Origin of the sequence: Gordonia sp. DT219 (assembly GCF_049847065.1) — a bacterium.
GTDB lineage: Bacteria > Actinomycetota > Actinomycetes > Mycobacteriales > Mycobacteriaceae > Gordonia.
Map to the genome: position 1 here is coordinate 119,064 of NZ_JBNCNR010000011.1, position 26,437 is coordinate 145,500.

General features: G+C 66.6%; 23 protein-coding genes and 2 pseudogenes. 15 read left to right on the plus strand and 10 right to left on the minus strand.

The window, feature by feature from the left end:
* The first annotated feature begins 1 nt into the window (after window position 1).
* Both ACPXB3_RS14605 and dmpG read left to right on the plus strand, forming a co-directional pair.
* Complete coding sequence (locus tag ACPXB3_RS14605; RefSeq protein WP_425728103.1) at window positions 2-907, plus strand: acetaldehyde dehydrogenase (acetylating); 906 nt, start codon at window positions 2-4, stop codon at window positions 905-907.
* Window positions 904-1,980, plus strand: a complete 1,077-nt coding sequence (gene dmpG, locus ACPXB3_RS14610; RefSeq protein ID WP_425728104.1) for a 4-hydroxy-2-oxovalerate aldolase — start codon at window positions 904-906, stop codon at window positions 1,978-1,980. The genes ACPXB3_RS14605 and dmpG overlap by 4 nt, the downstream gene beginning before the upstream one ends.
* Before the next feature lie 265 nt (window positions 1,981-2,245).
* On the opposite strand, the gene ACPXB3_RS14615 is transcribed toward dmpG, so the two are convergent.
* Both ACPXB3_RS14615 and ACPXB3_RS14620 read right to left on the minus strand, forming a co-directional pair.
* Window positions 2,246-3,043, minus strand: a complete 798-nt coding sequence (locus ACPXB3_RS14615) for a VOC family protein (RefSeq protein ID WP_425728105.1) — start codon at window positions 3,041-3,043, stop codon at window positions 2,246-2,248.
* A 106-nt stretch (window positions 3,044-3,149) separates the two neighbouring features.
* Window positions 3,150-4,067: a LysR family transcriptional regulator gene (locus ACPXB3_RS14620; RefSeq protein WP_425728141.1), complete on the minus strand. Its 918-nt coding sequence runs from the start codon at window positions 4,065-4,067 to the stop codon at window positions 3,150-3,152.
* Window positions 4,068-4,167: 100 nt separating this feature from the next.
* Between ACPXB3_RS14620 and ACPXB3_RS14625 the strand changes: the two genes are divergently transcribed.
* Together ACPXB3_RS14625 and ACPXB3_RS14630 are read left to right on the plus strand one after the other, a co-directional pair.
* A complete protein-coding gene (locus ACPXB3_RS14625) occupies window positions 4,168-5,304 on the plus strand; it encodes a TDT family transporter (protein WP_425728106.1) in 1,137 nt (378 codons plus the stop codon).
* Window positions 5,301-5,897: a hypothetical protein gene (locus ACPXB3_RS14630; RefSeq protein WP_425728107.1), complete on the plus strand. Its 597-nt coding sequence runs from the start codon at window positions 5,301-5,303 to the stop codon at window positions 5,895-5,897. Before ACPXB3_RS14625 ends, ACPXB3_RS14630 begins: the two co-directional genes overlap by 4 nt.
* On the opposite strand, the gene ACPXB3_RS14635 is transcribed toward ACPXB3_RS14630, so the two are convergent.
* Window positions 5,851-6,216, minus strand: a complete 366-nt coding sequence (locus ACPXB3_RS14635) for a hypothetical protein (RefSeq protein WP_425728108.1) — start codon at window positions 6,214-6,216, stop codon at window positions 5,851-5,853. The two genes, ACPXB3_RS14630 and ACPXB3_RS14635, sit on opposite strands and share 47 nt — an antisense overlap.
* A gap of 4 nt (window positions 6,217-6,220) precedes the next feature.
* A complete protein-coding gene (locus tag ACPXB3_RS14640) occupies window positions 6,221-7,426 on the minus strand; it encodes a Rieske 2Fe-2S domain-containing protein (RefSeq protein WP_425728109.1) in 1,206 nt (401 codons plus the stop codon).
* Window positions 7,427-7,655: 229 nt separating this feature from the next.
* Here ACPXB3_RS14640 and hsaA point away from each other — a divergent pair, with 229 nt between their 5' ends.
* The 7 genes from hsaA to ACPXB3_RS14675 all read left to right on the plus strand — a co-directional run bounded on the left by hsaA (window position 7,656) and on the right by ACPXB3_RS14675 (window position 14,580).
* Window positions 7,656-8,891 carry a 3-hydroxy-9,10-secoandrosta-1,3,5(10)-triene-9,17-dione monooxygenase oxygenase subunit gene (hsaA, locus tag ACPXB3_RS14645; RefSeq protein ID WP_425728111.1) on the plus strand — a complete coding sequence of 412 codons (1,236 nt, stop codon included), beginning with the start codon at window positions 7,656-7,658 and terminating at the stop codon, window positions 8,889-8,891.
* 51 nt (window positions 8,892-8,942) lie between these two features.
* Complete coding sequence (gene hsaC, locus ACPXB3_RS14650; protein WP_425728113.1) at window positions 8,943-9,854, plus strand: iron-dependent extradiol dioxygenase HsaC; 912 nt, start codon at window positions 8,943-8,945, stop codon at window positions 9,852-9,854.
* A gap of 16 nt (window positions 9,855-9,870) precedes the next feature.
* The gene (gene hsaB / locus ACPXB3_RS14655; RefSeq protein WP_425706296.1) at window positions 9,871-10,446 is read left to right on the plus strand and encodes a 3-hydroxy-9,10-secoandrosta-1,3,5(10)-triene-9,17-dione monooxygenase reductase subunit; all 576 of its coding nucleotides are present in this window, start codon (window positions 9,871-9,873) and stop codon (window positions 10,444-10,446) included.
* Window positions 10,443-11,651 (plus strand): hypothetical protein, encoded by a 1,209-nt coding sequence (locus tag ACPXB3_RS14660; protein ID WP_425728115.1) that lies wholly within the window; start codon window positions 10,443-10,445, stop codon window positions 11,649-11,651. The genes hsaB and ACPXB3_RS14660 overlap by 4 nt, the downstream gene beginning before the upstream one ends.
* Complete coding sequence (locus ACPXB3_RS14665) at window positions 11,648-12,445, plus strand: SDR family oxidoreductase (RefSeq protein ID WP_425728117.1); 798 nt, start codon at window positions 11,648-11,650, stop codon at window positions 12,443-12,445. Before ACPXB3_RS14660 ends, ACPXB3_RS14665 begins: the two co-directional genes overlap by 4 nt.
* Window positions 12,438-13,598 (plus strand): sulfotransferase family protein, encoded by a 1,161-nt coding sequence (locus tag ACPXB3_RS14670; RefSeq protein WP_425728119.1) that lies wholly within the window; start codon window positions 12,438-12,440, stop codon window positions 13,596-13,598. Before ACPXB3_RS14665 ends, ACPXB3_RS14670 begins: the two co-directional genes overlap by 8 nt.
* 355 nt (window positions 13,599-13,953) lie before the next feature.
* Window positions 13,954-14,580 (plus strand): TMEM175 family protein, encoded by a 627-nt coding sequence (locus tag ACPXB3_RS14675; RefSeq protein WP_425728121.1) that lies wholly within the window; start codon window positions 13,954-13,956, stop codon window positions 14,578-14,580.
* A 22-nt stretch (window positions 14,581-14,602) separates the two neighbouring features.
* On the opposite strand, the gene ACPXB3_RS14680 is transcribed toward ACPXB3_RS14675, so the two are convergent.
* The 6 genes from ACPXB3_RS14680 to ACPXB3_RS14705 form a co-directional block, all read right to left on the minus strand.
* Entirely contained in the window at window positions 14,603-15,712 is a 1,110-nt protein-coding gene (locus tag ACPXB3_RS14680) for an acyl-CoA dehydrogenase family protein (RefSeq protein ID WP_425728123.1), read from the minus strand.
* Window positions 15,709-16,680 (minus strand): acyl-CoA dehydrogenase family protein, encoded by a 972-nt coding sequence (locus tag ACPXB3_RS14685; RefSeq protein WP_425728125.1) that lies wholly within the window; start codon window positions 16,678-16,680, stop codon window positions 15,709-15,711. The genes ACPXB3_RS14680 and ACPXB3_RS14685 overlap by 4 nt, the downstream gene beginning before the upstream one ends.
* A 5-nt stretch (window positions 16,681-16,685) precedes the next feature.
* Window positions 16,686-17,852, minus strand: a complete 1,167-nt coding sequence (locus tag ACPXB3_RS14690; RefSeq protein ID WP_425728127.1) for an acyl-CoA dehydrogenase family protein — start codon at window positions 17,850-17,852, stop codon at window positions 16,686-16,688.
* 1 nt (window position 17,853) lies between these two features.
* Window positions 17,854-18,762, minus strand: coding sequence for an enoyl-CoA hydratase (locus ACPXB3_RS14695; protein WP_425728129.1), 909 nt, complete (start codon window positions 18,760-18,762; stop codon window positions 17,854-17,856).
* A 143-nt stretch (window positions 18,763-18,905) separates the two neighbouring features.
* Complete coding sequence (locus tag ACPXB3_RS14700; RefSeq protein ID WP_425728131.1) at window positions 18,906-20,216, minus strand: DUF222 domain-containing protein; 1,311 nt, start codon at window positions 20,214-20,216, stop codon at window positions 18,906-18,908.
* A gap of 177 nt (window positions 20,217-20,393) precedes the next feature.
* A complete protein-coding gene (locus ACPXB3_RS14705) occupies window positions 20,394-21,290 on the minus strand; it encodes a helix-turn-helix domain-containing protein (RefSeq protein ID WP_425728133.1) in 897 nt (298 codons plus the stop codon).
* A gap of 92 nt (window positions 21,291-21,382) precedes the next feature.
* Between ACPXB3_RS14705 and cysD the strand changes: the two genes are divergently transcribed.
* The 4 genes and pseudogenes from cysD to ACPXB3_RS14725 form a co-directional block, all read left to right on the plus strand.
* Entirely contained in the window at window positions 21,383-22,339 is a 957-nt protein-coding gene (cysD, locus tag ACPXB3_RS14710; protein ID WP_425728135.1) for a sulfate adenylyltransferase subunit CysD, read from the plus strand.
* On the plus strand, window positions 22,339-24,222 hold the full coding sequence (cysC, locus tag ACPXB3_RS14715) for an adenylyl-sulfate kinase (protein ID WP_425728137.1): 1,884 nt from the start codon (window positions 22,339-22,341) through the stop codon (window positions 24,220-24,222). Before cysD ends, cysC begins: the two co-directional genes overlap by 1 nt.
* 1,623 nt (window positions 24,223-25,845) lie before the next feature.
* A pseudogene (locus ACPXB3_RS14720) lies at window positions 25,846-26,037 on the plus strand (hypothetical protein); the annotation flags it as partial.
* 133 nt (window positions 26,038-26,170) lie between these two features.
* Window positions 26,171-26,364, plus strand: a pseudogene (locus ACPXB3_RS14725) (YoaK family protein); the annotation flags it as partial.
* Window positions 26,365-26,437 lie beyond the last annotated feature (73 nt).

The window sequence follows — 26,437 nt, forward strand, 5'->3', positions numbered from 1 at the left end:
GGTGGCTGCAAAGCTGACCGCGGCGATCATCGGGTCGGGCAACATCGGTACCGACCTGATGTACAAGCTGGAACGGTCCGAGGTGATCGAGCCGCGATGGATGGTCGGTATCGACGCCGACTCGGAAGGGATGAAGCGGGCCGCCGACCACGGCCTGATCACCATGAGCGGTGGTGCCGACGAGTTGCTCGCGTCCTCGGAGAAGCCGGATCTCATCTTCGAGGCGACGTCGGCCTACGTGCACCGCGAATACGCGCCGAAGTATGCGGCGGCCGGGATCACCGCGGTCGACCTGACGCCCGCGGCGGTGGGCCCGGCAGTGGTGCCGCCGGCGAATCTGCGAGAACACCTCGACGCGCCGAACACCAACATGATCACCTGCGGCGGGCAGGCGACCATCCCGATGGTGCACGCCGTCTCCTCGGTCGTCCCCGTGCCCTACGCCGAGATCGTGGCGTCGGTGTCCTCGGTGTCGGCCGGGCCGGGAACACGCGCCAACATCGACGAGTTCACGCGCACGACGTCGAAGGGCATCGAAACCATCGGGGGAGCCGAGCGTGGCAAGGCCATCATCATCCTGAATCCGGCCGATCCGCCGATGATCATGCGCGACACCATTTTCTGCGCCATTCCCGCCGACGCCGACACCGACGCGATCGCCGCGTCGATCCACAAGCGGGAGAAAGAGATCCAGTCGTACGTGCCGGGATACCGGCTGCTGCAGGACCCGCAGTTCCATGCGCCGAGCGTCATCAACGGCGGCTACGCGCGGGTCTCGATCTTCGTCGAGGTCGAGGGTGCGGGCGACTTCCTGCCGCCGTATGCGGGCAACCTCGACATCATGACCGCCGCCGCCACCAAGGTCGGCGAAGAGATCGCGAAGCAGAAAGCCGGGGTGAACGCATGAGCACCGCAACGTCCAACCTGATGGGCGGCGCGCGGAAGTACTCCGACGCCCTCGACATCCGCATCACCGACTCGTCGCTGCGCGACGGCAGCCACCACAAGCGCCACCAGTTCACCGAGGACGAGGTGCGCGCTGTCGTCGGCGCCCTCGACGACGCCGGTGTCCCCGTCATCGAGGTGACCCACGGAGACGGACTGGGCGGCTCGTCGTTCAACTACGGCTTCTCCAAGACGCCTGAGCAACAGCTGATCGCCGCGGCAGCGGAGACGGCCAAGCGTGCGAAGATCGCGTTCCTGATGTTGCCGGGTCTGGGCACCAAGGACGACATCCGGGCCGCGCAGGACAACGGCGGACAGATCTGCCGGATCGCCACCCACTGCACCGAGGCCGACGTGTCGATCCAGCACTTCGGTCTCGCCCGGGAACTCGGCCTGGAGACCGTCGGATTCCTGATGATGAGCCACAGCCAGCCGCCGGAAGTGCTTGCCGCCCAAGCGCGAATCATGGCCGACGCGGGCTGCCAGTGCGTCTACGTCGTCGATTCGGCCGGCGCACTGGTGCTCGAGGACGTCACCGTCCGGGTGCAGGCACTGGTCGCCGAACTGGGCGACGACGCGCAGGTCGGGTTCCACGGGCACGAGAATCTCGATATCGCCGTGGCGAATTCGATCAACGCGATCCGGGCCGGCGCCCAGCAGATCGACGGCTCGATCCGGCGCTTCGGTGCCGGTGCCGGCAACACCCCGACCGAGGCGTTCGTCGGCGTCTGCGACAAGCTCGGCATCACCACCGGTGTGGACTTCATGAAGATCGCCGACGCCGCGCAGGACGTGGTCCGGCCGGTGATGCCGACGGAGTGCCTCGTCGACCGTTCATCGATGATGATGGGCTATGCCGGCTGCTACAGCTCGTTCCTCAAGCACGCCGAGGGTCACGCCGAGCGCTACCACGTCTCGGCCGCCGAGATCCTCATCGAAGCCGGCAACCGCAAACTCGTCGGCGGACAAGAGGACCAGCTCATCGACATCGCGCTGGAACTGAAGAAGAAGGCCGACGCGAACGCCGGCGTGTGAGACGTCGGCCGCCGGCTAACCCGCCGGCGGTGCGGGCGTGTCCAGCCGGCCGTCGAGCGGATTGCCAGGGTCACGAAAAGCTGTCTCGCAGTATGTGATCCGCGGGTCGGTGAGGACGAGCCCCGTAGCCGTACGTGGCGCCGTGATCGGTGGGCGCCTTCCCGCTCACTCATCTGCTTCCCGCTCAGCGATCTCGGTGAGCGGGAAGCAAATAGGTGAGCGGGAAGCAAATCGCTGAAAGCTGGAGCCCGCCATCGAACCGCTGCTACATCCCGGCCGGCGGGTGGCCGAGGCAGAAGGCGGCGCCGAGCGGATCCTTGAGGGCTGCGAGAGTGCCGTACGGGGTCTCCTCGCCGCCCATCAGGACCTCGGCGCCGAGGGACTCCGCCTGCTTCACGGTGTCGGCGACGTCGTCGACGCGCACATAGATCTGCCAGAAGGAGCCGACCTCGGGCGGAAACATCTTCGCGGCGTCCATGATCCCGCTGTAGGACTGCTCGCCGACGAAGACCTGGCCGTAATGGTCGGGGCCGACGGCGTCGGGGTCGCCGCCGGTGCCGACCTCCTCGATGCGGGCGCCGATCACCTGTGGGTAGAAGTCGAGCGAGGCTGCATAGTCCTTGCTCTGACACTCGAACCAGTACGGGGTGCCATGCGTACCCCATTCACTGAAGCCGACGTGACGGTTCGGCTGCCAGAACCCGATCGCCGCGCCGGCGGTGTCGACAGCGACCAGCATGGTGCCTTCCTCGCCGACGGCCATGGGCGGCACCATCATGGTTCCGCCGGCCTTCTCGACGGCCTGCACCGTCGTCTCCGGGTCATCGGTGTGCAGGTACACCGACCACACATTCGCCGGGCCGGCCTCGGCCATGTGCGGCATCAACCCGGCGATGCGTCTGCCGTTGCGGGTGAAGTTCTGGTAGCCGCCGAACTCGGCGCGTGGGGGACCCTCGACCTCCCAGCCGAAGATCGCGCCGTAGAAGTCGACGGCCCGTGCCGGGTCGCTGCTCGTCAGATCGAACCAGGTCGGTGCGCCGACCGGGGCGGAGTAACTGGTCATGTCGTGCCCTTCTCGCCTATTCGGATGGTGGCCCAGAGAGGATCTGGCCCAGAGGGACTGACCTCGATCCTCGCCGAAACTCACCGCGAATGGGGCGTATCGGGACCTACTGCCGTGTGGCGGCGACGTGGGTGAGGAATTCGCGGGCCGCTCCGGCTGCGGGGTGGCGGCCACCGATCCAGACGGCGCGCAGTGCCCGACGCAGATCGAGGTCGGCGAGCGGTACGGCGACGAGGCGGCGTCCGAGGTCGTCGCGCACCGCCAGATCCGACAGTACGGCCGGCCCGGCTCCGGCGATCACCGCCGAGCGCACCGCCGCCGACGTCGACAGTTCCAGGACCGGTTGTGCACGCCCAACGTCGGCACCGACCGCGCGACCGAGCTGACGTTCGAGGAACCGTCTTGTGCCCGAGCCTGTTTCGCGAGCGACCAGCGCGGTACGCGCCAATTCGTCGGCGGTGACGGGGGTGCGGCGGCGAGCCCACCGATGGTCGTGGGGCACCACGAGCAGCAGGGTGTCGCGTGCGACGATCCGGCTGTGCACACCGGGCGCCACCTCGGGCCCCTCGACGAATCCGAGTTCGACGTCACCGGCGCGCACCATTTCACAGGCGTGTTCGGAGTTCGTCGCGGTGAACGACACCTTGGGGCGGGAGGCCGAGGCCCCGTGTTCGGTCCGTCCGAACGACACCAGCCAGCGTGGCAACAAGTGCTCGGCGATGGTCAGGCTGGCGGCCAGCCGCAGTTGATCACGGCGCTCTTGGCGCAGCGCGGCCAGCCCGGTGTCGAATTCGTCGGCCGCGGTGAGTAGCCGATCGGCCCACTCCGACACGAGGATTCCTGTTTCGGTCGGGGTGGTCCCGGTGGGTGAACGGTTCAGCAGCGAGACCCCGAGCGTCGCCTCCAGCGCCCGCATGCGTGCCGACGCCGCCTGCTGGGTGATGCCCAGTTCGGTGGCGGCCGCATTGAGGCTGCCGTGGGTGATCACCGCGAGCAGCGTCTCCAGGGACGGCAGGTCGGGCATGCGCGAGCTCAGCATTCGCCCACCATACAAGTGCCGTTTGTAGGGGTTGCAGACAATCGGCCTCTACTGCCTGCGCCCGCAGACGGCGACCGTAGGGGCCATGACTCTTCTCGGTGTGCCCGCGCGGTCGTGGACCCTGCGCCCGGACCGGTTCGCCCACGTACCGCCGAACTGGTTCGCGTCGGTCATGGGAACCGGGATCGTCGCGGTCGCCGCGCACGCTATCGACGACCGCAGCGCCGTACTCACCGGGCTGTCGGTCGCGTTCTGGCTGCTGACCTGCATCGTGTTCGCCGGGGTCGTCACCGCGACCGCGGCCCATTGGTATCGGCATCCCGACGTCGCCCGCGAGCATCACCGGCACCCGGTGACCGCGCATTTCTACGGTGCCGTGCCGATGGCGATCCTCACGGTGGGCACGTCCACCCTCGTCGCGGGTTCGCACGTGATCGGCCACGGTGCCGCACTCGCCGTCGACGCGGTGTGCTTCACCGTCGGGACGATCGGTGCGGTCGTCACCGCGGTGCTGGTGCCGGCCCGCCACCTCGTCGGACGTGCCGGCGACCGGGGCGAGCCGTTCGGTGGCTGGTTGATGTCGGTGGTGGGGCCGACGGTGACGGCGTCGGCGGCCGCGGTGCTGGCCGCGTCCGTCGACTCGGCCGCGACGAGCCGGATCCTCCTGCTCGTCGGTGCCCTCGCCCTCGCCATCTCGCTGATCCTGGCATCGCCCATCCTCGTCGCGGTGGTGCGGCGACTGGTGACGACCGGCCCGGGGCCGGACGGGCTCGCACCCACCTGGTGGATCGTGCTCGGCCCGCTGGGGCAGTCGGTGACCGCCGCATGCCTGCTCCCGCACACCGCGGCAGCGGTGCTCGATGCGCCGACCGCCCGAGTCGTGCGTGACGTCGGCCTGGCGTATGCGATTCCGGTCTGGGTCGCCGCCGCGTGCTGGATCGTGGTCGCCGCGACCATCACCGCGCGTTCGATCGCCCGCGGCCTGCCGTTCGGGTTGACGTGGTGGTCGTTCACCTTCCCGCTGGGCACCTTCGTCACCGGCTCCGCGGCGCTGGCGACAGTTCTGGGCGGCACGGTATTCGGGGTCATGCTGTTCACGGTGACCGCCGACGCCGGATTCGTCGCCCTGCTCTGCGCGTGGACGATCGTGACCGCGCGTGCGGTCGCCGAGACCGCGTCGCCGGCAGCGCAGCCCCTGGCGCGTGGCACGCTGGAACGGTGAGCAGCGTTCCCGACACCGCCGTCCCGAAGCGAGTCACCGACCGAATCCGGCCGTTCCTGTGGCCGGTCCTGGCCATCGCCGGCGTGGCCGTCGCCGGATGTTCCCAGGCGACCTGGGGCTACTCCGACCAGGGCGCGCAGCTGGAGGTCAGTGGTCTCGGTGGCGTCGACGCGAAGGCCGCGGCGACCGCCGATGTCGCGGCCGCCTTCGGCGCCCACACGCATCGGCCCGCACTGGTCACCCTGATTCTCGGCGTCGTCATCGCGCTGGTCGCGCTGCTGGCGTGGTGGAAGCCGATCCGGCGCAACCGGATCGCGGTTCTCGGGGCCGCGGCGGTGATCACCGCCGCGGGAGTGGCGACGGTCGTCGTCGCCGCCGAGGCGGTGGCCGACCCGGCGACGCACCTGTTCGACGCCGCGGTGATCGACGCGATCGACACGCCGGGACCGCTGTTGGACGCGGGCTGGGGCGCGATCGCGACCCTCGTCCTCGGACTGCTGACCGTCGTCGTGGCCCTGACGGCCGCGGCCCTGCAGTGGCCGGTGCTCACCAATAGCCGTCGGGATCGGACTCCGGTGAGTGCGCGGGGATGATCCCCTCGGCCACACCGTGATCGATACTCGCCGACAACCGCGGACACGTCCGCATCATCGCCGGATTCCCGCCGGCCCGACGGATCTCCTCGAGCTCGTCACAACGCGCGCGGGCCTGCGCATTCCACTGCACGGTGGTGTGATGCGGGCTGGTCTTCTTGACCAGAACGCAGGCGTGGCACGAGCGGCATTCGATCTCGGTCATGCCGCCGCGCAGATAGTGGTCGCGGTCGCGGGTGGTCGCCTCGCGTACCCGCTCCAGCCGCGCGGGATCGGTGGTGAGATCGGGGGCCTTGGACCAGCCGGCTGCGCGCGTCATCGGCTCAGACCCGCGACTCGGCGCTCTCGGCCGTCTGCTCGTCGGCCGCCTGCTGCTCCTCGCGGCGCCGAATGTTCTCCTGCACCTCGATGTTCCAGCTCTCGACCGCCTTGACGGTGTCGATCTCGTACTCGAAGCGTTGCGTCATCTCGTCGGTGACGTCGGCCTTGTCGACGTAGAACTGCTCATACCAGCGTCGCAGCTGGTACACCGGGCCGTCCTCCTCGACGAGCAGCGGATTGTCGATGCGGGTCTTGTGCTTCCAGATCTCGACGTCCTGCATGAATCCCACTTCGATGCCCGCGGTGATCTTGGTGGCCATCTTGGCGGCCTGCTCGGCGGAGAGGCCCTCGGGGACCTTGGCCATCACGCCGTACATCAGCACGAACGAATTCTCGTCGATGGGGTAGTGGCAGTTGGTGAGGATGGTCTCGACGGCGTATCCGCCGTAGTACTGCACCATCGGATTGAGCATGTAGGACGGTCCGTAATAGGCGGCGATCGACTCCAGGCGGGTGTCGCCGTAGGCGGTACCGAGCGAGATGTCCGGGCGCCCATGGGAGTTCATGTATTGCGCGGCGGTCTCGCCCTCGAAGACGTTCTTGAAGTAGTCGGGCAGCGCGAAATGCACGTAGAAGAAGTGCGCCATGTCGACGACGTTGTCGATGATCTCGCGGCAGTTGGAGCCCTCGATGACGATCCGATTCCAGGTCCACGGCGTCCATTCGTCGTCGCCGACTTCCGACAGCTCCGGGATGATGCAGTCGTCCGGTGGCGGATTGCCCTCGGGATCGTGGTAGACGAAGACCTGCCCGTTGCGGATCATCGTCGGCCACGCGCGCGTCTTGGCGAGCTTCGGGTTGCGCTTGGCGTACGGCACGCCGGCACATCGGCCGTTGCCCTTCCACAGCCAGCCGTGGAAGGGGCAGGCGACGTTGTCACCCTTGACGCTGCCCTGGGAGAGATCGCCGCCCATGTGCCTGCAGTAGGCGTCGAGGACCTTGATCTCACCTGACGTATCGGCCCAGACGACGAGCTTGGTGCCGAAGATATGCACCGGGTGGGGTGCGCCGTCGCGGAAGTCGTTCACCAGGCCCAGGCAGTGCCATCCCCGGGCGAAGCGGGTCGGCGGGGTGCCGGTGTCGATCTCACGCACACCCGAATCGGTTCCGCCGGTGTGTGCGGGCCCGGAACCAGCTGTCACAGCCATGTGGCCATCTCCCATCGTGCTGCTGCACGCAAATCGCGTACGACCAATACTAGAACATGTTACAAAAATGGTGGCCGATTGCCGGGTGCGATGTGGGAAACGGGGCAGGAAAAGGGCCCAAAGTCCCAGCGCTCGACATAAATAAGAACGTGTTCTAGTCTCGAAATCGTACAGCGTGAAGGTTGCCGGCGGGACCGGGCACACGACGAGAACAGGCGGGGAGACAGGAATGGGCGAGATGCCAGCACAACGGAGCGGTTCTGATCATCAGCGGTTCCCATCAGCGCATCAGCGCAGCGAGGCAGCCGAGGCGGTCCTCGAAAAGATCAACGCGCTGCTGCCCGAGCTCGAACAACGGACCCAGCAGACCGAGGATCTGGGGCGGATTCCCGACGAGACGGTCTCCAGCCTCGAGAGCGCCGGTTTCTTCCGGCTCATGCAGCCCGCGCAGTGGGGCGGCTACGAGGTCGACCCGGTCACCTTCTACGAGGCCGTCCGCCGTTTGTCCACCGCCTGCGGGTCGACGGGCTGGGTGTCGGGCATCGTCGGTGTCCACAACTGGCATCTGGCCCTGTTCGACCAGCAGGCGCAGGAAGACGTCTGGGGTAAGGACACCTCGGTCCGGATCTCCTCGTCGTACGCCCCGATGGGAATGGGTGAGGTCGTCGACGGCGGATACAAGGTCAACGGCAACTGGGCCTTCTCCTCGGGATGCGAGATCGCCGACTGGACCTTCGTGGGCGGCCCGGTGATCAAGCGGGGCAAGCCCGTCGACTTCGTCAGCTTCCTCCTCCCGCGCTCGGACTACACGATCAAGGACACGTGGAATGTGGTCGGGCTCAAGGGGACCGGCTCCAACACGCTGCAGGTCAAGGATGCCTTCGTGCCGAGCCACCGCGTGCTGTCAATGCGCACCATGGCCGAATATCGCAGCCCGGGACTCGAGCGCAACACCGCCCCGGTGTACAAGATGCCGTGGGGCACCATCCATCCGAGCGTCATCTCGACGCCCATCATCGGAATGGCGTACGGCGCCTACCACTCGCACGTCGAGCATCAGGGCAAGCGGGTACGCGCGGCCTATGCCGGCGAGAAGTCCAAGGACGATCCGTTCGCCAAGGTGCGGATCGCCGGTGCCGCCAGCGACATAGACGCTGCCTGGCGTCAGGTGTCGGGCAATCTGGCCGCCGAATACGACCTCATCCTCGCCGGCGAGGAGATCCCGATGGAGCTGCGGCTGGCCGCCCGTCGTGACCAGGTGCGCGCCACCGGCCGGGCGATCGCCGCCATCGACAGTCTCTTCGAGAACTCCGGCGCCGGAGCGCTCGACCTGGACTCGCCGATCCAGCGGTTCTGGCGTGACGCGCATGCCGGGCGCGTGCATGCCGCCAACGATCCCGAACGGGCGTATGTGGCATTCGGCAACGGCGAGTTCGGGATTCCGGTCGGCGACACCATGGTCTGACCGGCCGTGACGGGGCGCATGACAGGCACAGCGAATACAGGAGCAGCAGACATGACCGACAGTCCCATCCGATCCCTGGGCTACATGCGCATCGAGGCGACCGACGTCGGCGCGTGGCGCGAGTACGGACTCAAGGTCCTCGGCATGGTCGAGGGCAAGGGAGCGACCGACGGCGCCCTGTATCTGCGCATGGACGATTTCCCGGCGCGGCTGGTGATCGTGCCTGGCGAACACGACCGGCTTGCCTCCTCGGGCTGGGAGTGTGCCAATGCTGCTGCGCTGCAGGAGGTTCGGGACCGGCTGTCGGCCGCGGGAATCGTGTACCGCGAGGCCAAGGACGAGGAACTACTCGACCGGCAGGTGGTCGAGATGATCGTGTTCGACGACCCGGCCGGCCACACGTTGGAGGCCTTCCACGGTGTGGCACTGCAACATCGACGGATCGTGAGCCCCTACGGGCACCGCTTCGTCACCGGCGAGCAGGGCCTCGGGCACGTGGTGCTCACCTGCTCCGACGACAAGGCCGCCCTGGACTTCTACAGCGACGTCCTCGGGTTCTCCCTGCGCGATTCGATGCGCCTGCCACCGCAAGCGGTCGGCCGCGAGGAGGGCGACGAGTCGCCGTGGCTGCGCTTCCTCGGATGCAACCCACGACATCATTCGCTGGCATTCCTGCCCATCCCGAACCCGACCGGGATCGTGCATCTGATGGTGGAGGTGGGCAACTCCGACGATGTCGGCCTGTGCCTGGACCGGGCGCTGCGCCGCAAGGTGCCGATGTCGGCCAGCCTGGGCCGCCACGTCAACGACCTGATGTTGTCGTTCTACATGAAGACGCCGGGCGGCTTCGACGTCGAATTCGGTTGCGAGGGAAGAACCGTCGACGACGACGAGTGGATCGCCCGGGAGAGTACTGCGGTCAGCCTGTGGGGACACGATTTCACCATCGGCTTCCGCGGTTAGGGCCGGACGCCGAATCATGAGTGCGCACACGCCCTACGGCTCCGCAGACTTCGACACCAGACAATTCCGGACGGCGATGGGGCAATTCTGCACCGGCGTCACCGTCATCACCACCCTCACCGACGACGACCGGCCCGCGGGTTTCGCCTGCCAGTCGTTCGCCGCGCTGTCCCTCGACCCGCCGCTGGTGCTGTTCTGTCCGCAGAAGACCTCACGCACGTGGACGGTGATCGAAGAGCGCGGCGCGTTCTGCGTCAACGTGCTGTCCAACCGGCAGCAGGACGTCAGCGCGAGTTTCGGCGCACCCCGCGACGACAAGTTCACCGGCATCGCCTGGGACCGGTCCCCGTCCGGGCTTCCGGTGATCCGGCATTGCCTGACCTGGGTCGACTGCACCATCGAGCAGGTGACCGATGGCGGCGACCACCACATCGTCATCGGCCGCGCGCAGACGCTCGGCGAGGTGTTGCAGGACAAGCCGCTGCTGTTCTACCGGGGCGGCTACCTGTCCACCGAACATCCGCGGGTGACCCCGGCGCAGGCCGAGTTGGAGAACTTCCTGACCTGGACCGGAGGAGACACCTGGCTATGAGCGCCGCGACCACCACCTCGGCCGACCCGGTGACGCCGGCCGCCACCGGCCCGTTCACCGCGGCGATCATCGAGGCCGAGAACCTCATTCGCACAGCCGATTTCGTCACCGGCGAACAGGACCTCGCAGAGGGCCTCGACTATCTCGCCGGCAGCATCTCGGCCATCCTGCATCTGGTGCGCACCCGGAATCTGACGCACCCGGTGTTTGTCACGTCGACCGGGCCGTACACCAAGATGGGCCTGGACAACCCGGATACGTTGTATCTGCACGCCGACATCGAGCCAACCGGAACCTACCGGGTCCGCGGTCGGCGTGGCACCACCGCCGACCTGAGTTTCCAGGTGCTGCGCGGCGATTACACCCCGGACGCGGTCCCCGGTGGGGATGATGCATTCGATGACCGGCGGCTTGCGATCGAAGCCGACGGCACCTTCGACATCACCTTCCGGCCCGCCGGATCGGCGCCGGCGCCGGGCGAGCTCGTGTTGCCGGAAGGGGCGACCACCCTCTCGGTGCGCGAGGTGTACTCGGAGTGGTCGGCGACCAAGGGTGCCATCGCCATCGAACGTGTCGACACCGCCGGAACCGCGCCCCCCGAACCGGATCTCGAGCGGGTCGAGCGCCGGTATCGCACGGCCGCCAAGATGCTGACCGCACGCATCAACACCTGGTTCAACTTCCCGAAGTGGTTCTACCTCGACGAGCCGGTCAACGCCTTCACCGCGCCGCGCCTGACACCGGGCGGGCTGGCCACCCAATTCTCCTCGGTGGGCCACTACCGGCTCGGCGAGGACGAGGCGATGGTCATCACCGTGCCCCGATCGGCCGCGCCCTATCAGGGATTCCAGCTCGGCAGCATGTGGTACATCTCCCTGGACTACGTCAATCACCAGACGAGCCTCAATTCGGCTCAGGCACAGGTCGATCCGGACGGGATGATCCGGATGGTGCTCGCGCACCGCAATCCGGGTGTGACCAACTGGATCGAGACGACCGGCCGCGGTCAGGGGATTCTGCAGTTCCGCTGGCAGCGGACCGACGCGCCCATCACCCCCGATCTGGGACCGAGCGCACAGGTCGTCGACTTCGCAGATGTGGCGGCCCATCTGCCCTTCGTCGACCACAACCGCATCGACGAGCACGAATGGTCGCAGCGGATCGCGCTGCGGCAGCGGCAGTTCGCGGCCAGGATGCTCGCATGAACGGCGCCGGCGGGGTAGCACCCGGCGGGGTACTGGCAGGCAAGGTCGTCGTCGTCTCCGGTGTGGGTCCGGGGCTCGGGCGTGCCATCTGTCGCCGTGCCGCGGCCGCCGGCGCCGACGTGGTGCTGGCCGCCCGCACCGAGTCGCGGCTCAAAGAAGTCGCCGCCGAGATCGACGGGCGCACGTTGGTGGTACCCACCAACATCACCGACGACGCTGCCGTCGACGCGTTGGTCGCCGCGGCGGTCGAGGAATTCGGCGGGGTCGACGTCCTGGTCAACAACGCCTTCGCGCTGCCGTCGATGAAACCCCTCGCCCGCACCGACTTCGACCAGATCGCCGCGAGTCTCGACCTCACGGTGCTGGGTACATTGCGGGTGATCAAGGCATTCACCGACGCGCTCGCCGACCGGTCGGGTGCCATCGTGAACATCAACTCGATGGTCATCCGCCACTCCGAACCCCGCTACGGCAGCTACAAATTGACGAAGTCGGCGATGCTGGCGATGTCGCAGACGCTGGCCACCGAACTGGGGGACAAGGGAATCCGCATCAACTCGGTGGCGCCGGGATACATCTGGGACGATCAACTGAAGTGGTACTTCGGCGAGGTCGCCGAGAAGTACGGCATCACCGCCGAGCAGGTGTATCAACAGACCGCGGCCCGCTCGGATCTGAAACGTCTGCCCGAACCCGACGAGATCGCCGACGCCGTCGTCTTCCTGGCGTCGCCGATGGCGCGGGCCATCACCGGCCACACCCTGGACGTGAATTGCGGGGAATACCATGACTAGCTCGGCTTCCGTCCGCGCCACCTCCACGCAGGTGGGAACTGTCGACGATCTGCACGAATCGGCCATGCGGGCAACCGGTCTCGACGATTTCGGCGAGGACGACGGCTATCGCGACGCGCTGCGGACTCTGCTGGCGTCGTATGCGGACGAGGCCGGGCTGAGCGCGCTGGGCAGCAAGATGTTCCGGTTCTTCCTCAAGGGTGCGCTGGTCGCCCGCCTGCTCAGCGAGGCGTCGTGGCAGGCGAATCGGGGATATGTCGACGTGCCGATCACCCGTCCGGTGTTCGTCACCGGCCTGCCCCGGACCGGGACGACCGCGTTGCACCGGCTGTTGACCGCAGACCCGGCGCATCAGGGACTCGAGATGTGGCTGTGCGACTTCCCGCAGCCGCGGCCACCGCGCGACACCTGGGCCGACAATCCGGTGTTCCGGCAGATCAACGCGGGCTTCGCGCGCCATCACGTCGATAACCCCGAATTCATGGGCCTGCACTACATGGATGCCGGTGAGGTCGAGGAATGCTGGCAGTTGTTGCGGCAGAGCATCATGTCGGTCTCCTACGAGTCGCTGGCGCATGTGCCGACGTACTCGCGCTGGCTGGCCGGTCAGGACTGGACGCCGGCGTATGCGCGGCACAAACGCAACCTGCAACTGATCGGCTCCCATGATCTCGAGAAGCGTTGGGTGCTCAAGAATCCCAGCCATCTGTTCGCCCTCGACGCGCTGATGGCCACCTACCCGGATGCGTTGGTGATCCAGACCCACCGGGCACCGGAGACGATCATCGCGTCGATGTGCAGCCTCGCCGAGCACGCCACCCCGGGATGGTCGACGACCTTCGTCGGCGAGCAGATCGGCGAGTCGCAACTGGAACTGTGGTCGCGTGGGCTGCACGAGTTCTCCACGGCGCGGGCACGATACGACCGGCGTCAATTCCTCGACGTCGACTTCGCCGAGCTGCGCTCCGACCCGTTCGGGGTGGTCCGCCGGGTCTACGCGGCGCTGGGCACCGAGGTGTCTTCGGCGGCGGGGGCGGCGATGCGTGAGCTCGACGAGGAGAGTCACTCGGGCGTGCGGGCCCCGCGGCACAGCTATCGGCTCGCCGACTACGGCCTCGATGAGGCCACGGTGACCGCGGCTTTCGAGTCCTGATCGTCCGACACAGCCGACGCTGTGGGACCGGCGGCGCGTGGAAGATCCTCGAACACCGACCGCCAGTGGTGTTCCGGCAGTTCGACGCCACACCGCAGGACGATGGCCAGGCCGGTGGCCATGGCGATACCCAGCAACCCGAGCTACCGGCTGGTCAGTGCGATCAGCACGAGGGCTACGGTTCGTAGCACGGGCCATGGATCGAGAACGAGCAGAATCGGTGCGCACAACAATTCGTCGTCCTGCTGGGCGAGTATCTGGAGATCCCACGGCGAACGCAATCGGCGCCGCGGATCGGCTATCCGGCGACTCCTCCTGACCGGTCGGGGCGGGGCAAGCGGGCTACAGTGCTCCCATGGCAGACTCGCACCGTCGCACCGAGGAAGGATTTCGTCGGCTCATCGCGTTCACCGACGCGGTCGTCGCGATCGCATTGACGCTGCTCGTCCTGCCGTTGGTCGACATTGCCCACGATCTCACCGAAGGCATGACCGTGTGGCAGGTGTTCTCCGACCATTCCGACCAAGTGATCGGCTTCCTCATCAGCTTCATCGTGATCTGGGTGCTGTGGCGCAACCACCACTCGATGATGGAGTACTTCCGGTCTTACGACGAGGTCCTGTTCAGACTCCACTTCCTGTGGCTCTTCACGATCGTGGCCCTGCCGTTCGTCACCGCGCTCATCAGCGGGCGCGAGATCGAATGGGCGAATCTGGCGTATCTGACGGTGCTGTGGGTGTCGATCGCATCTCTGTCGGCCATGGCGCTGTGGGGCCGGTCGCACCGGGAATTGCTCGACGACTCACCCGAGACCGAACATTGGCTGGCCGGTCCGCCCGACCTCAGCACGATCATCATGCTGACCATCGCGATGGTCGTGACCGCGGTGTTCCACGACGTCGGGATGTGGTCGCTACTCCTGCTGCTGCTGAGCGGGCCGCTGCATGCGGCGGTCGCGCACCGGTGGCGTGCACGTCGATAGCGGGCATCCCGGCGGCGGGAATTCAGTTCTCGTTCGGTTGCAACCGCCGGGCCAGTTCGGCCACCACTTCGTGCGGTTGACCGAACAGTTGCGAACTCGACTGCGCGCGTTTGAAGTACAGCTGGATGTCGTGTTCCCAGGTGATGCCGATGCCACCGTGGATCTGGATGGCGTCACCGGCGACGCGGTAATAGGCCTCGGAGCAGTGGACGTGGGCGGCGGCGGCGAGGTCGTCGGCGTCGGCCGATCCGGCGGCGAGGGCTTCGAGCGCCGCCGTCGCCAGTGAGCGGGAGGTCTCGACGAGGGCGTACATGTCGGCCATCCGGTGTTTGAGGGCCTGAAAGGAGCCGATGGCCCGGCCGAACTGGGTGCGCTCCTGGCTGTGTCGAACCGTCAGATCCAGAGTCCGTGCGGCGCCGCCGACCTGCTCGGCCGACAGCAGCGCCCACGCCGCGGTGCGCAGAGCGACGACCGTGCCGGTGCGGGCGGTGATTGTGGTGGCGGGCACGTCGTCGAAGGTCACGGTGGCCAGCGGCCGGGTCGGGTCGAGCAGCGGCTGTGGCGTGATGGTGACGCCTTCGGCGCGGGCGTCCACGTCGTGCACCGTGGGTCCCGCGTCCGTTCCGGCAAGTACCAGCAGGTGATCGGCGCATTCGCCGTCGAGTACGTAATGGGCGGTGCCCGACAGCAATCCGGCCTCGGCGCGTACCCCGGGCGCCGACCACCCGGCGCCCTCGGCCCAGCACAGCGCGACCACCTGCTCGCCGGTGGCGATCGAGGGCAGCAGGCGGGCGGCTGCGGCGTCGTCGCCGGTGGCGAGGATCGCGGCCGCCGCGAGTGCCGAGGAGAACACCGGCACCGACGCCAGCGTGCCGCCGAGTTCCTCCAGCACGAGGCCGGTTTCGACGAAACTTGCACCCGCGCCGCCGAATTCCTCTGGGATCGGCAGCGCTGCGACGCCGATCTCGGCGCACAGTGTCTGCCACAACGACCGGTCGATACGCGGCGTCGACGTCATCGCCTTGCGCACCGCCGTCGAGTCGGCGCGCTGCCGCAACAACGTCGCAACCGAATCACGGAGTGCGCGGCGATCTTCGGGCGAGACGGCGTCGGCCGGTGCGGGGACCGTCATAGCGTCTCCAGGATGCGGGCCCGATGGGCGGCCGGAGTGCCCCACGCACCGATCAGGGCCCGGGTCTTGGTCAGGTACAGCGACAGGTCGTGTTCGGCGGTGTAGCCGATGGCGCCGAACACCTGAAGCGAGTGCCGCGCCGCGAGATTCGCGGCGTCGGCGGCGGCCACCTTGGCGGCCGAGATGTCGCGGGCGACGTCGGTTCCCGCGGGCGCACCCCCGTCGGCGCCGACGGCCGCGCCGTACACCAGGGGCCGGGCCATCTCGACGGCGATCGCGACGTCCGCGAGGTGATGTTTGACCGCCTGGAAGGACCCGATCGGACGGCCGAATTGTGCGCGGGCCACGGCATATTCGGACGCCAGGGTGAGCATGCGTTGACCGAGGCCGAGGAGTTGGGCGGCGGTGGCCAGCGCGCCCAAGTCGGTGGCGCGCCCGGCGTCGACGCCGTCGGCGACGGTCTGTACCGCGCGCACGGTCGATACGGTCCGCGTGGTGTCCACCGACCGTTCGGTACGCACCGCTTCGGCTGTGCTGAGTGCACCGTCGGCGAGTAGATACACCGCCGACGCCGCGGGGACGTCGGCGGCCAGCGGCGCGAGCGGCGGGGCGGCGACGGTGACGAGCTCGCCCGCGGCGATGCGCTCGAGCGTCTCGTGCTGACCGGCCGAACGCAATGCCGCCGGTGCGACGGCCAGGGTTTCGGCCAGCGGCCCCGGAAAGCCGTGGCGACCGAGTTCTTCGGCGGCCACCACCATCTCGACCGCTCCGGCACCGGAGCCGCCGGCCGCCTCGTCGATCATCAGGCCGAACACGCCGATCTCCGCGAGCTTGGTGACGACGGCGGCCGCGGGAGCGCGGTCGCCGGCGGCCCAGGCGCGGGCCACCGCGGCGCTGTCGGCCTTGGTGAGCAACGCGTCGATGCTCGCGACGAGATCGTCGTGGATGTCGGAACGAAGGAAGTCCATCGTGCTCACCGGTCCCCGCGCGGCAGGCCCAGCAGGCGTTCCGCGATCACGTTGCGTTGGATTTCGTTGGTGCCGGCGTAGATCGGGCCCGAGAGCGAAAACAGGTACCCGTCGAGCCAGGGGTCGTCGAGCTCGGCTTCGGAGCCCTGCAGGTCCAGTGCGGTCTCGTGGGCGGCGATGTCCCACTGCGACCAGAAGACCTTGTTGATCGACGACTCCATACCCAGCTGCACACCGGCCGCGAGACGGCTGACCGTCTGATACGTCGAGAGTTCGTACGCGCGCGAACCGATCCACGCGTCGGCGACGCCCTTGTCGGCAGCAGCGGTCGCGGGCACCGCATCACGCTGCGCCTTCCATAGCTCGACGAGCCGGTCCGTGGTCGCGAGGAATCTCCCGGGGGCGCGCAGCGAGAGTCCGCGCTCGTTGGCGGCGGTGCTCATCGCGACCTTCCATCCATTGTCGACGGCGCCGATCACGCCGGACGCACCCGGATCGGCCGGATCGTCCGGGACGAAGACGTTTTCCAGGAACAGCTCTGCGAAGCCGGGCTCACCGTCGAGCTGGGCGATCGGTCGCACCGTCACGCCGGGCGCACGCAGGTCGAACATGAAGTACGTCAATCCCTTGTGCCGCTGCGCTTCCCGATCAGTGCGGAAGAGCCCGAAGGCCCGGTCGGCGAACGACGACCGCGAGCTCCACGTCTTCTGCCCGTTGAGTAGCCAGCCGCCGTCGGTGCGGGCCGCGCGCGACCGTAGCGACGCCAGGTCGCTACCCGCCTCCGGTTCGCTCCATGCCTGACCCCAGATGTCGTCGGCGCGGGCCATCCGGGGCATGATCCGCTCGAGCTGCTCCGGGTGCGCGTGCTCGAAAAGTGTTGGGGCGAGCAGGAAGATGCCGTTCTGGCTGACTCGGCCTGGAGCCCCCGACCGATAGTATTCGTCCTCGAAGATCAGCCAGTGCAGCAGCGGCTCGTCGCGGCCGCCGAACTCGACGGGCCAGCTGACCACCGACATGCGGTCGGCGGCCATCGTCGCTTCCCACTCGCGGTGCGCCTCGAACCCCGCCGCGGTGTCCATCGACGGCAACGGCTCGGCCGGTACATGAGCGGCGAGCCAGGATCGGACCTCGGCCCGAAACGCCTGTGCCGCATCGTCGAACAACAGATCCACGTCAGGCCCCCGCCCCATTCGCCTGCTTCATCGACTTCGCGTCCATCCCGCCGAGCGAATCCCCGCCCGATGCCTCGGCGTTGGCGGAATGGGCGAAGTGATGCCATCCGAACACCGAATCCATCGCGTTGCGCATACCCATCTGGTCCTCGCAGATGTTGACGGCCTTCTTCGAGAGGAACAGACCCTGCATCGGCATCTCGACGATCTTCTCGGCGATGCCGTCCACCTTGCCGGCCAGCCCGTCGCGTTCGACGACGTGGTTGACCATGCCCCATTCGGCGGCCTGTACGGCGGTGAAACGCTCGCCGGTGAACAGGATCTCCTTGGCGCGCCGCGGCCCGAGCACGTAGGCGTGTGCGAAGTACTCGACGCCGGGAATGCCCATGCGCGCAACGGGATCGGCGAAGAATGCGTCGTCGGAGGCGACGATGAAGTCGCACACCCACGCCAGCATCAGGCCACCGGCGATGCATGCGCCGTGGACCTGCGCGATCATCGGCTTGGGAATGTCACGCCACCGCCGGCACATGCCCATGTACACCTCCATCTCGCGGGCCAGACGCTGATCGGCTCCCGACTTGTCGGTGTGATCCCAGTGCAGAACCGCCGCGTTCTCGTAGAAGGTGTCGAAGTCGCGTTCGGGCGTACCGATGTCGTGGCCGGCGGAGAAGTGCTTGCCGTTGGCCCGAAGCACGATCACCTTCACGTCCGCGTCGTCGACGGCCTTCCGGAACGCCGCGTCGAGGGAGTAGGTCATCACCGAGTTCTGCGCGTTGCGGTACTCGGGCCGATTCAGCGTCACGTAGGCGACCGCGCCGCCCGGCCCGCCCGTCTCGTAGGCGACCGGAGTGGTATCCGAGCCGAGATCGTCGGGAGTCAGCACGGGAGGGAGGGCGGCGGCACTCATGCTCCCGAGCGTAACCTAGCAAGTGCTTGGTTGGTAGTGGCGGGTTACCGTGACTCCGGATCGCGACATCGACGGCGCCGTGTGCTGGGCCGAGGCCCTATGAAGTTCTCAACGAACAGGTAGCTGGTTTCAGGCAGCTGGTGTCAGGCCGCGTTGTCGAGTCGTAGGGTGCGCCGGTTGTAGGCGGGGAGTGGTCGTCGTTTGGGGTCGATGGTGGCGGGTGGTATCAGCCACGGATGCCGGTCGAATCCCATCACCACATCCCAGTGATCATTCGGCCCGCTCGCTTCGCTCCCGGCGCCGGCTCTGTCGTGGACGTCGTGGTGGCAGGCGGTGCAGAGGAGGCACCCGTTGTCGAGGTCGGTAGCGCCACCATCAGCCCACGACACGAGGTGGTGTGCCTGGGTGCGCGATGCGGGTGCACCGCACTTCACGCAGCATTTATCCCTGAGCAGCAGCGCTTTTCGTTGCGACGGCGTGAACAACCGCTTCTCGCGTCCGACGTTCAACGGCACCTGTTCGCCGTCGACGATGACGACGGTGACCGCGGCATCACAACCCAACGTTTTCGCGGTCGCAGGTGTCACCGAGCCCATGAACTCGAGTGCGGACAGTTTCGGGGCATCGGCAGGAATCGTCAACAGGACGCCGCCGGTGGGTTTGCACGACACGGTCTCGTCGGCGAGACCCTTCTCGGCAAGCTCGAGGATCGTCTCGAGAGCATCGGCACGCTTGCGATCGGCCGACCGCGGATCGTGCGAACCGTCGGGCTGAGGTTTCGGCGCGGATAGTGATTCGACCAGGCTGTGCAGTTTCTCCCCGGCGACGGCATCGAGGTTGGCGCGCACGTCGAGGCGGCCGTCATCGGTTTTGTGGTAGCCGAGTTCGTTGATGGCTTTGTCTTCGGCGGCAGGTTTGCCATCGTCGGTGTCGGCGGCGAGTTCGTTGGCGATGGTGCGGGCGTGATCGGTGATCTGGGCCGGCGTCATGCCCGCCGACGACCACGACATCAGTGACATCAACTGCGCCAACCGCATTTCTGGTTCGACTGGTTCGACCGATCGGGTTTCGATGTGCGACAGGCCCCGCACGATCGCGTCGGCGTGTTCGGACGAGATCGAACCATCGGCCGCGTGGCGTCGCAGTGGGTCGATGTCGGTGGCGGTGCCGATCCGTACGAACCGGGCGGCGACGGCGGGCGCGCACCCCATCACGACCAGCAGTTCCCGCAGGCGGCGCCCGTGGCCGTCGGCGACACCCAGGCGGTCGAGTTCACCGGTGAACGCGGCTGCATGATGGTCGGCGAGGTTGCGGATCAGCAGGATCTGTTGCAGTGCGGCGTGTGCTTGCGGCCCGGTCATGTCGGGGCGGGTGCGGAGTTCGGCCAGCTGGTCGACAATGCCGGCCAGAATGGCTGCGGTGTCAGTGCTTTCGACGGTGACGTCGGCGATCATGGTGCCCCCCTTGGCGATCGATGCGATGTCTCCATCCTACACGCATGCGCCGACAATGGCACCCGAATCTGCGCATTCTGTGGATCGAATGCCGCTTGTGGACAACACGTTTCGAGGTATGAATGGGCGTTCGTTTCTGTCGGAGGGCTGTGCTAGCGCGCTGGCATGGCAGTGCAGCTACCCGTTTCGTGAAGCGCTCGCGCGCTGGGTTCCCGGTGCTGCGCCCAACTGCTCGGCGGCCGCTCGCGTCGCGGCGACGATGCGGTCCAGCTCGGGCACGGCGATCGAACGGTTGGGGCAACTCACCACCGAGGCCACCACGGAGCCCGAGGCGTCGAGAACGGGCGCGCCCACGGTCACCACCGCCACCCGCTCACCGGCGGCCGCGGCCAGCTCGGCGGGCAGGTAGTCGATGGCCGTCAGATGCCCGAGCAACTCGCCGACCTGGGATCGCACACCCTGCGGCACAGCCGTCCGTTCCAACGAGTTCAGTGCGGTCAGGACGGCGACGTGGTCGTCGGTCATCCGCTCGATGGATGCCCCGCGCTCGCGGACGGCGTCGAGGGCGAGGCCCAGTCGGGTGCGTAGCGCGACCGGGGCCTGCGCAATCCACTCCGCACGCACCTCGGCAGGCTCCCAGGCGATGAATTCTCGGCAGACCGGCGGCCGTAGGGGCAGGGCCGAGCCGGCTGCCGTCCCGTCGGCGCCGGTGTGATCAGGGCGGGGTCGGTGATCGACGATGACGATCTCGTCGCCGACGCGCCGCGCCACAAAGCAGTCGACGCCGAGTTCGCCGGCGAGGGCATCGAGCGTCGGGCGTGCGCGGCGGGTGAGGTGATCGGCGCGTGTGATTCCTGCGGCGAGACCGATCAGCCGGGATCCGGTCGTGTATGTGCCGTCGGGCAGGCGCATCACCCATTCACGATTGCAGAGTTCGGTGACGACGGCGTGTGCCGTCGCGCGGGAATGGCCGGTCCGGCGGACAATGTCGGCAAGGGTCAGTGGGTGCTCGTCGGCGCAGAGGGCCTCGATGACCTGCACGACGCGTGCGGTGGGCGGTGACGGTGACCGCATCGGTTGTTGACCCTGGCCGTTCGACTCGCTTACCGTGTCCGTCACATAGTCAATACTCGGTGTCGACTATTCGACATGTCAAGGAGCGCAGAGTGACAGCGTCATCCGCGGAAATCCCCGCACGTGGACACGATGTGTCGAGGGGGCATTACGAACTGGGTCACCTCGATGCGCTCGAGGCCGAGTCGGTCCATATCTTCCGGGAGGTGGCCGCGACCTTCGAGCGGCCGGTGCTGCTGTTCTCGGGCGGCAAGGACTCGGTGGTGATGTTCCATCTCGCCCGCCGCGCGTTCTGGCCGGCGCCGGTTCCGTTCCCGCTCATGCACGTCGACACCGGACACAACTTCGACGAGGTGATCGACTTCCGTGACCGGGTTGCCGCGCGAACCGGGGCGCGGCTGGTGGTCAGTTCGGTCCAGGACGACATCGACGCCGGGCGCGTGGTCGAGCAGACGGGTCCGGGAGCGAGTCGAAACCGGTTGCAGACCACCGCATTACTGCGCGGGATCACCGAGAACCGCTTCGACGCGGTGTTCGGCGGCGCCCGGCGCGACGAGGAGAAGGCGCGCGCCAAGGAACGGATCTTCAGCTTCCGCGACGAGTTCGGCGCCTGGGATCCGCGCGCACAGCGGCCGGAACTGTGGCACCTCTACAACGGCAGGCACCACAAGGGCGAGCACATCCGGGTGTTCCCGCTCAGCAACTGGACCGAACTCGACATCTGGCAGTACATCGCCGCGCAGCACATCGAATTACCCCCGATCTACTACGCACACGACCGTCCGGTGATCGCCCGTGACGGAATGCTGTTGGCCGACACCCGATTTCTCGTGCGTGCACCCGGGGAGAGTGCGCACACCGAGCGGGTGCGATTCCGGACGGTCGGGGATGCCACCTGCACCGGATGCGTGCGCAGCGACGCCGACACCGTCGCGAAGGTGATCGAGGAGGTGGCCACCACCCGCGTGACCGAACGCGGCGCGACCCGCGCCGACGACCGCATCTCCGAGGCGGGCATGGAAGACCGCAAGAAAGAAGGCTACTTCTGATGAATGCAGTCCCCGTGACCGCCGGCGACATCCAGACACCGGGTGCGGCAGGCGAATTGCTACGGCTGGCCACCGCGGGATCGGTCGACGACGGCAAGTCGACGCTCATCGGCCTGCTGCTGTATGACGCCAAGTCGATCTTCTCCGACCAGCTCGAATCGATCGAACGCACCAGCGCCGCACGCGGTGACGAATTCGCCGACCTGGCGCTGCTCACCGACGGCCTGCGCGCCGAACGTGAGCAGCGCATCACCATCGACGTGGCCTACCGTTACTTCTCCACGCCGAGAAGGAAATTCATCATCGCCGATACGCCGGGGCACGTGCAGTACACGCGCAACATGGTGACCGGTGCATCCACCGCAGATCTGGCGATCATCCTGATCGACGCCCGCAAAGGCGTGCTGGAGCAGACACGGCGACACGCCTTCCTGGCGTCGCTGCTGGGCATCCCACACCTGACGGTCTGCGTCAACAAGATGGACCTCGTCGACTTCTCGGAACGGCGATTCGCCGAGATCTGCGCGGAGTTCACCGATTTCGCGTCGAAGCTCACCGTCGGCGAGATCACCTTCATCCCGATCTCGGCCCTGCGCGGCGACAACGTCGTCGACGCCTCACCGGCGATGGCGTGGTATTCCGGCCGCACCCTGCTCGGTCATCTCGAGAACGTGCACATCGCCTCCGACCGCAATCTCATCGATGCGCGGCTGCCGGTGCAGTTCGTGATCCGGCCGCAACGCGGCGACGGCGCCGATCATCGCGCGTACGCCGGAACGGTGGCCGGCGGTGTCTTCGCCCGCGGCGACGAGGTGGTCGTGCTGCCCGGTGGTTTCACCACCACGATCACCGGGATCTGGGGGCCTGGCGGCACCGAGGTCGACGAGGCGTTCGCCTCGATGGCGTGCTCGGTGGAACTGGCCGACGACATCGACATCGTGCGCGGGGACATGCTGGCCCGCCCGAACAATCGGCCCTACGTCGCACGCGACATCGACGCGATGGTGTGCTGGTTCAGCGCCGACACCACCCTGGCCGAACGGAGCCGCTACCTACTGATGGCCGGTACCCGGGCGAGCCGGGCCGAGGTCACCGGAGTGAACTACCGGCTCGACGTCAACACCCTGCACCGCGAAACCGGACCGACATCGTTGGCGCTCAACGAGATCGGTCGGCTCACCCTGCACACGCAGCAGCCCGTCATGTTCGACTCCTACCGGCGCAACCGGGAGACCGGCAGCTTCATCCTGATCGACGAGACCACCAACGAGACCGTTGCGGCCGGAATGATCACGGCGCCGGTCAGTCACGACAGCCACATCGTGTGGCAGGCCACCAAGGTGTCCCGGGAGCACCGGCCCTACCCGGGCGTCACCATCTGGCTCACGGGGCTGTCCGGGTCGGGGAAGTCCGCGCTGGCAACCGAACTGGAACGTCGCTTGGTCGCCAAAGGGCGCCCGGCCTATCTGATGGACGGCGACAACCTGCGTCACGGCCTCAACTCCGACCTCGGCTTCGGCGACGACGATCGGCGCGAGAACATCCGCCGCACCGCGGAGGTCGCCGCGCTGTTCGCCGACTCCGGGTCGGTGGCCATCGTGTCGCTGATCTCGCCGTTCGCCGACGAACGCACCCGCGCCCGCGAGATCCACGCCGAACGCGGCCTGCCCTTCTACGAGATCTTCGTCGACACGCCACTCGACGAATGCGAGCGCCGCGACCCGAAAGGGTTGTACGCCAGGGCCCGGCGCGGTGAGATCGGCCAGTTCACCGGCATCGACTCGCCGTATGAACGGCCCGAACACGCCGACCTCGTTCTCACCCCGTCCGACGGCGCGCCGGCCGAGGCGGCCGAGACGGTGCTCCGAAACCTGGGTCTGTGACCGGGAAACGTAGCGCACAAGCCGAGATCCCATTCAGCTCCGGCGTACTCACGTAACTCGGATGAGCAGCGACTGCTCCACACTTCCCGATAGAGCCCGTGTGCCAATTTGCCGAAGCTTCTGCCGCGTGCTTTAGTTTCACACATTGAAGTTCAGAATGACACATCAACGGTGCGTGATAACGGATCGAACGGGCTAGGAGACTTTGATGGCAGTGGGCACGAGTTCGCGTGAACGACGGCGGGCAGGTAGGTCGCGTCGGGTGCCGGCTGGTGTTGCGGCTGTGGTGCTGGCGCTGACCGCCTTCGTTAGCGGAGTCGGCGTGGCTGGTGCGGCGCCGGGTTCGTTTGCTGATCAGGAGACGGTCAAGCGTGCGGGGTGACGGTGGGATATCACGCGTGTACCCGACTTCGAAGCCTGGTGCAGTGAGTCTGAAGCAACGATTGAGGGGGCGGGTAGGAATTTAGTATGGCGACGCCAACGCATTTGATCAGTACCGGTTTGGGTGACCTATACCTCGGTCCACACGAGACGGCCGACGATTTCGAAGTCGAGCTACGCGGACTCGACGGTCACTCCAACTGTTCGATAATCCTATGTAAGCTGCCAAGGCCTGGTTGGTCTGGAGACTTCGCATCTCCGGAATTGCTAGCAGCCAAGAATTTCTACATACAGGCTGCGGGGCGGGCTGACAAGATGACGCTCGAGATACGAAGAACTGAGAAAGGTCAGGTCGCCCAGTTTGTTGTCGGGTTAATTTCTGAATGTGATCAATCGAGACATCCAAACATTGTGATAGGGATTGGCAATAGCGCGACGACGGTGTACGAGAGCGAGGTCTTCAACGCGCGGTCGGCGGCACAAGTTCTCTATGAATATTACCTAAACGAGGATATTCCGCAGTCGTACGCCCTTAGAAGGATTGAAGTGTGAACTTCATTTGATACGCAAGTGACGTCACAATTGCGCTCTTGTGATGTAGATGTGGGTGGTCTGAGCGTGGTGTGGGGCGCGACGCCGGTGTCTCGCTTAGCCTAATTATTGGGAGCCAAGTTGCGTAAATTAACACATGCTGAATTGCAGCTCATAAGTGCGGGCATACTGAACGGTATTGATGCAACACCGAGCGACTACTTCTATCTCACGTTGGGAGTGGGGGAGAACCATGGCAATTTCAGAAATTCTAGATCCGTTCAATGATGCTGCACCGAATTCGCTTACGCCAGAGGAGATATCGCGATGCATTGAGTGCGCGAAGTTGTCGGTAATGTTTGTGGCAGACTTCGCATACCACGTCAGGATGGGTGTCGACAAGGCCGACGTTCTTGCGTTTATTGTCGCCATGGAGACCACCGGCGAACCTCCAGAGTACTACCCGAATAACCTGAGGTAGGTACTGCTTCGTGGACCGGTAGCGAACTACCTCAAGCGGTATACAAAGCCAACAGCTTCACAGCTGTGCCGGCAGATGGGCATCCGGCAGTCGATGGGCCGAGTCGGATCGTGTCTCGATACGCTGCCGCCGAGCGGTCTACTCGTCGGTGCAGTGGGAAGTGTTGTCACGCAACGCGTTCGAATCGCTTGCAGACGTGAAGCCCGGTGTGCCGTAACTGGTGTTACGGCTTCTACAACCACGAGCGTCGGCACTCCACGATGGGGCTGGTCAGTCCCATCGACTACGAGAACGCAGCTGTCGCGGCGCCGCACAGAGCAGTCCTTCACCATCTGGGGGGCACACACCTCAGGTCGCAGGTATCGGCGTGGCTCACTTGCGGTGACCGCGTTGGTCTACGGAGTCGGAGCCGACGTGGCTGATGGGGCCGCCGGACTCGTTTGTTGCGAGCGTACTGGACCCGGAGGTGATCGTTGATGGCGAGGCGGTTCTGATCAGTTGACGCCGATCGAAGTCGGGATCAACACCAGCCGTGATTACTGAGAGAATCATGACGTGACAGCAACCTCGACGTCCCTGCGTTCGCGCTGCTGTTGACCGCGGCCAACGGCTTTCTCGATTCTTACACCTATCTGGCTCGTGGCGGGGTGTTCGCCAATGCGCAGACCGGTAACGTGATCTTCTTCGGAATCGGTCTGGCGCACCATCATTGGGTCCAAGCCATCGAGCACGTCGGTCCTATCGCGGCTCTTCGAGGTTAGCCGGGCACTGCTCAGCAATGGAATTGGATGTTGGCCCGCTGGGCGCGGGTGCAGTGGAATC

Excerpts from the sequence above, each read along its gene's own strand:
- dmpG (WP_425728104.1), top strand. The coding sequence starts at position 904 with ATGAGCACCGCAACGTCCAACCTGATGGGCGGCGCGCGGAAGTACTCC.
- ACPXB3_RS14615 (WP_425728105.1), bottom strand. The coding sequence starts at position 3,043 with ATGACCAGTTACTCCGCCCCGGTCGGCGCACCGACCTGGTTCGATCTG.
- ACPXB3_RS14620 (WP_425728141.1), bottom strand. The coding sequence starts at position 4,067 with ATGCCCGACCTGCCGTCCCTGGAGACGCTGCTCGCGGTGATCACCCAC.
- ACPXB3_RS14625 (WP_425728106.1), top strand. The coding sequence starts at position 4,168 with ATGACTCTTCTCGGTGTGCCCGCGCGGTCGTGGACCCTGCGCCCGGAC.
- ACPXB3_RS14635 (WP_425728108.1), bottom strand. The coding sequence starts at position 6,216 with ATGACGCGCGCAGCCGGCTGGTCCAAGGCCCCCGATCTCACCACCGAT.
- ACPXB3_RS14640 (WP_425728109.1), bottom strand. The coding sequence starts at position 7,426 with ATGGCTGTGACAGCTGGTTCCGGGCCCGCACACACCGGCGGAACCGAT.
- hsaA (WP_425728111.1), top strand. The coding sequence starts at position 7,656 with ATGGGCGAGATGCCAGCACAACGGAGCGGTTCTGATCATCAGCGGTTC.
- hsaC (WP_425728113.1), top strand. The coding sequence starts at position 8,943 with ATGACCGACAGTCCCATCCGATCCCTGGGCTACATGCGCATCGAGGCG.
- hsaB (WP_425706296.1), top strand. The coding sequence starts at position 9,871 with ATGAGTGCGCACACGCCCTACGGCTCCGCAGACTTCGACACCAGACAA.
- ACPXB3_RS14660 (WP_425728115.1), top strand. The coding sequence starts at position 10,443 with ATGAGCGCCGCGACCACCACCTCGGCCGACCCGGTGACGCCGGCCGCC.
- ACPXB3_RS14665 (WP_425728117.1), top strand. The coding sequence starts at position 11,648 with ATGAACGGCGCCGGCGGGGTAGCACCCGGCGGGGTACTGGCAGGCAAG.
- ACPXB3_RS14670 (WP_425728119.1), top strand. The coding sequence starts at position 12,438 with ATGACTAGCTCGGCTTCCGTCCGCGCCACCTCCACGCAGGTGGGAACT.
- ACPXB3_RS14675 (WP_425728121.1), top strand. The coding sequence starts at position 13,954 with ATGGCAGACTCGCACCGTCGCACCGAGGAAGGATTTCGTCGGCTCATC.
- ACPXB3_RS14680 (WP_425728123.1), bottom strand. The coding sequence starts at position 15,712 with ATGACGGTCCCCGCACCGGCCGACGCCGTCTCGCCCGAAGATCGCCGC.
- ACPXB3_RS14685 (WP_425728125.1), bottom strand. The coding sequence starts at position 16,680 with ATGGACTTCCTTCGTTCCGACATCCACGACGATCTCGTCGCGAGCATC.
- ACPXB3_RS14695 (WP_425728129.1), bottom strand. The coding sequence starts at position 18,762 with ATGAGTGCCGCCGCCCTCCCTCCCGTGCTGACTCCCGACGATCTCGGC.
- ACPXB3_RS14700 (WP_425728131.1), bottom strand. The coding sequence starts at position 20,216 with ATGATCGCCGACGTCACCGTCGAAAGCACTGACACCGCAGCCATTCTG.
- ACPXB3_RS14705 (WP_425728133.1), bottom strand. The coding sequence starts at position 21,290 with ATGCGGTCACCGTCACCGCCCACCGCACGCGTCGTGCAGGTCATCGAG.
- cysC (WP_425728137.1), top strand. The coding sequence starts at position 22,339 with ATGAATGCAGTCCCCGTGACCGCCGGCGACATCCAGACACCGGGTGCG.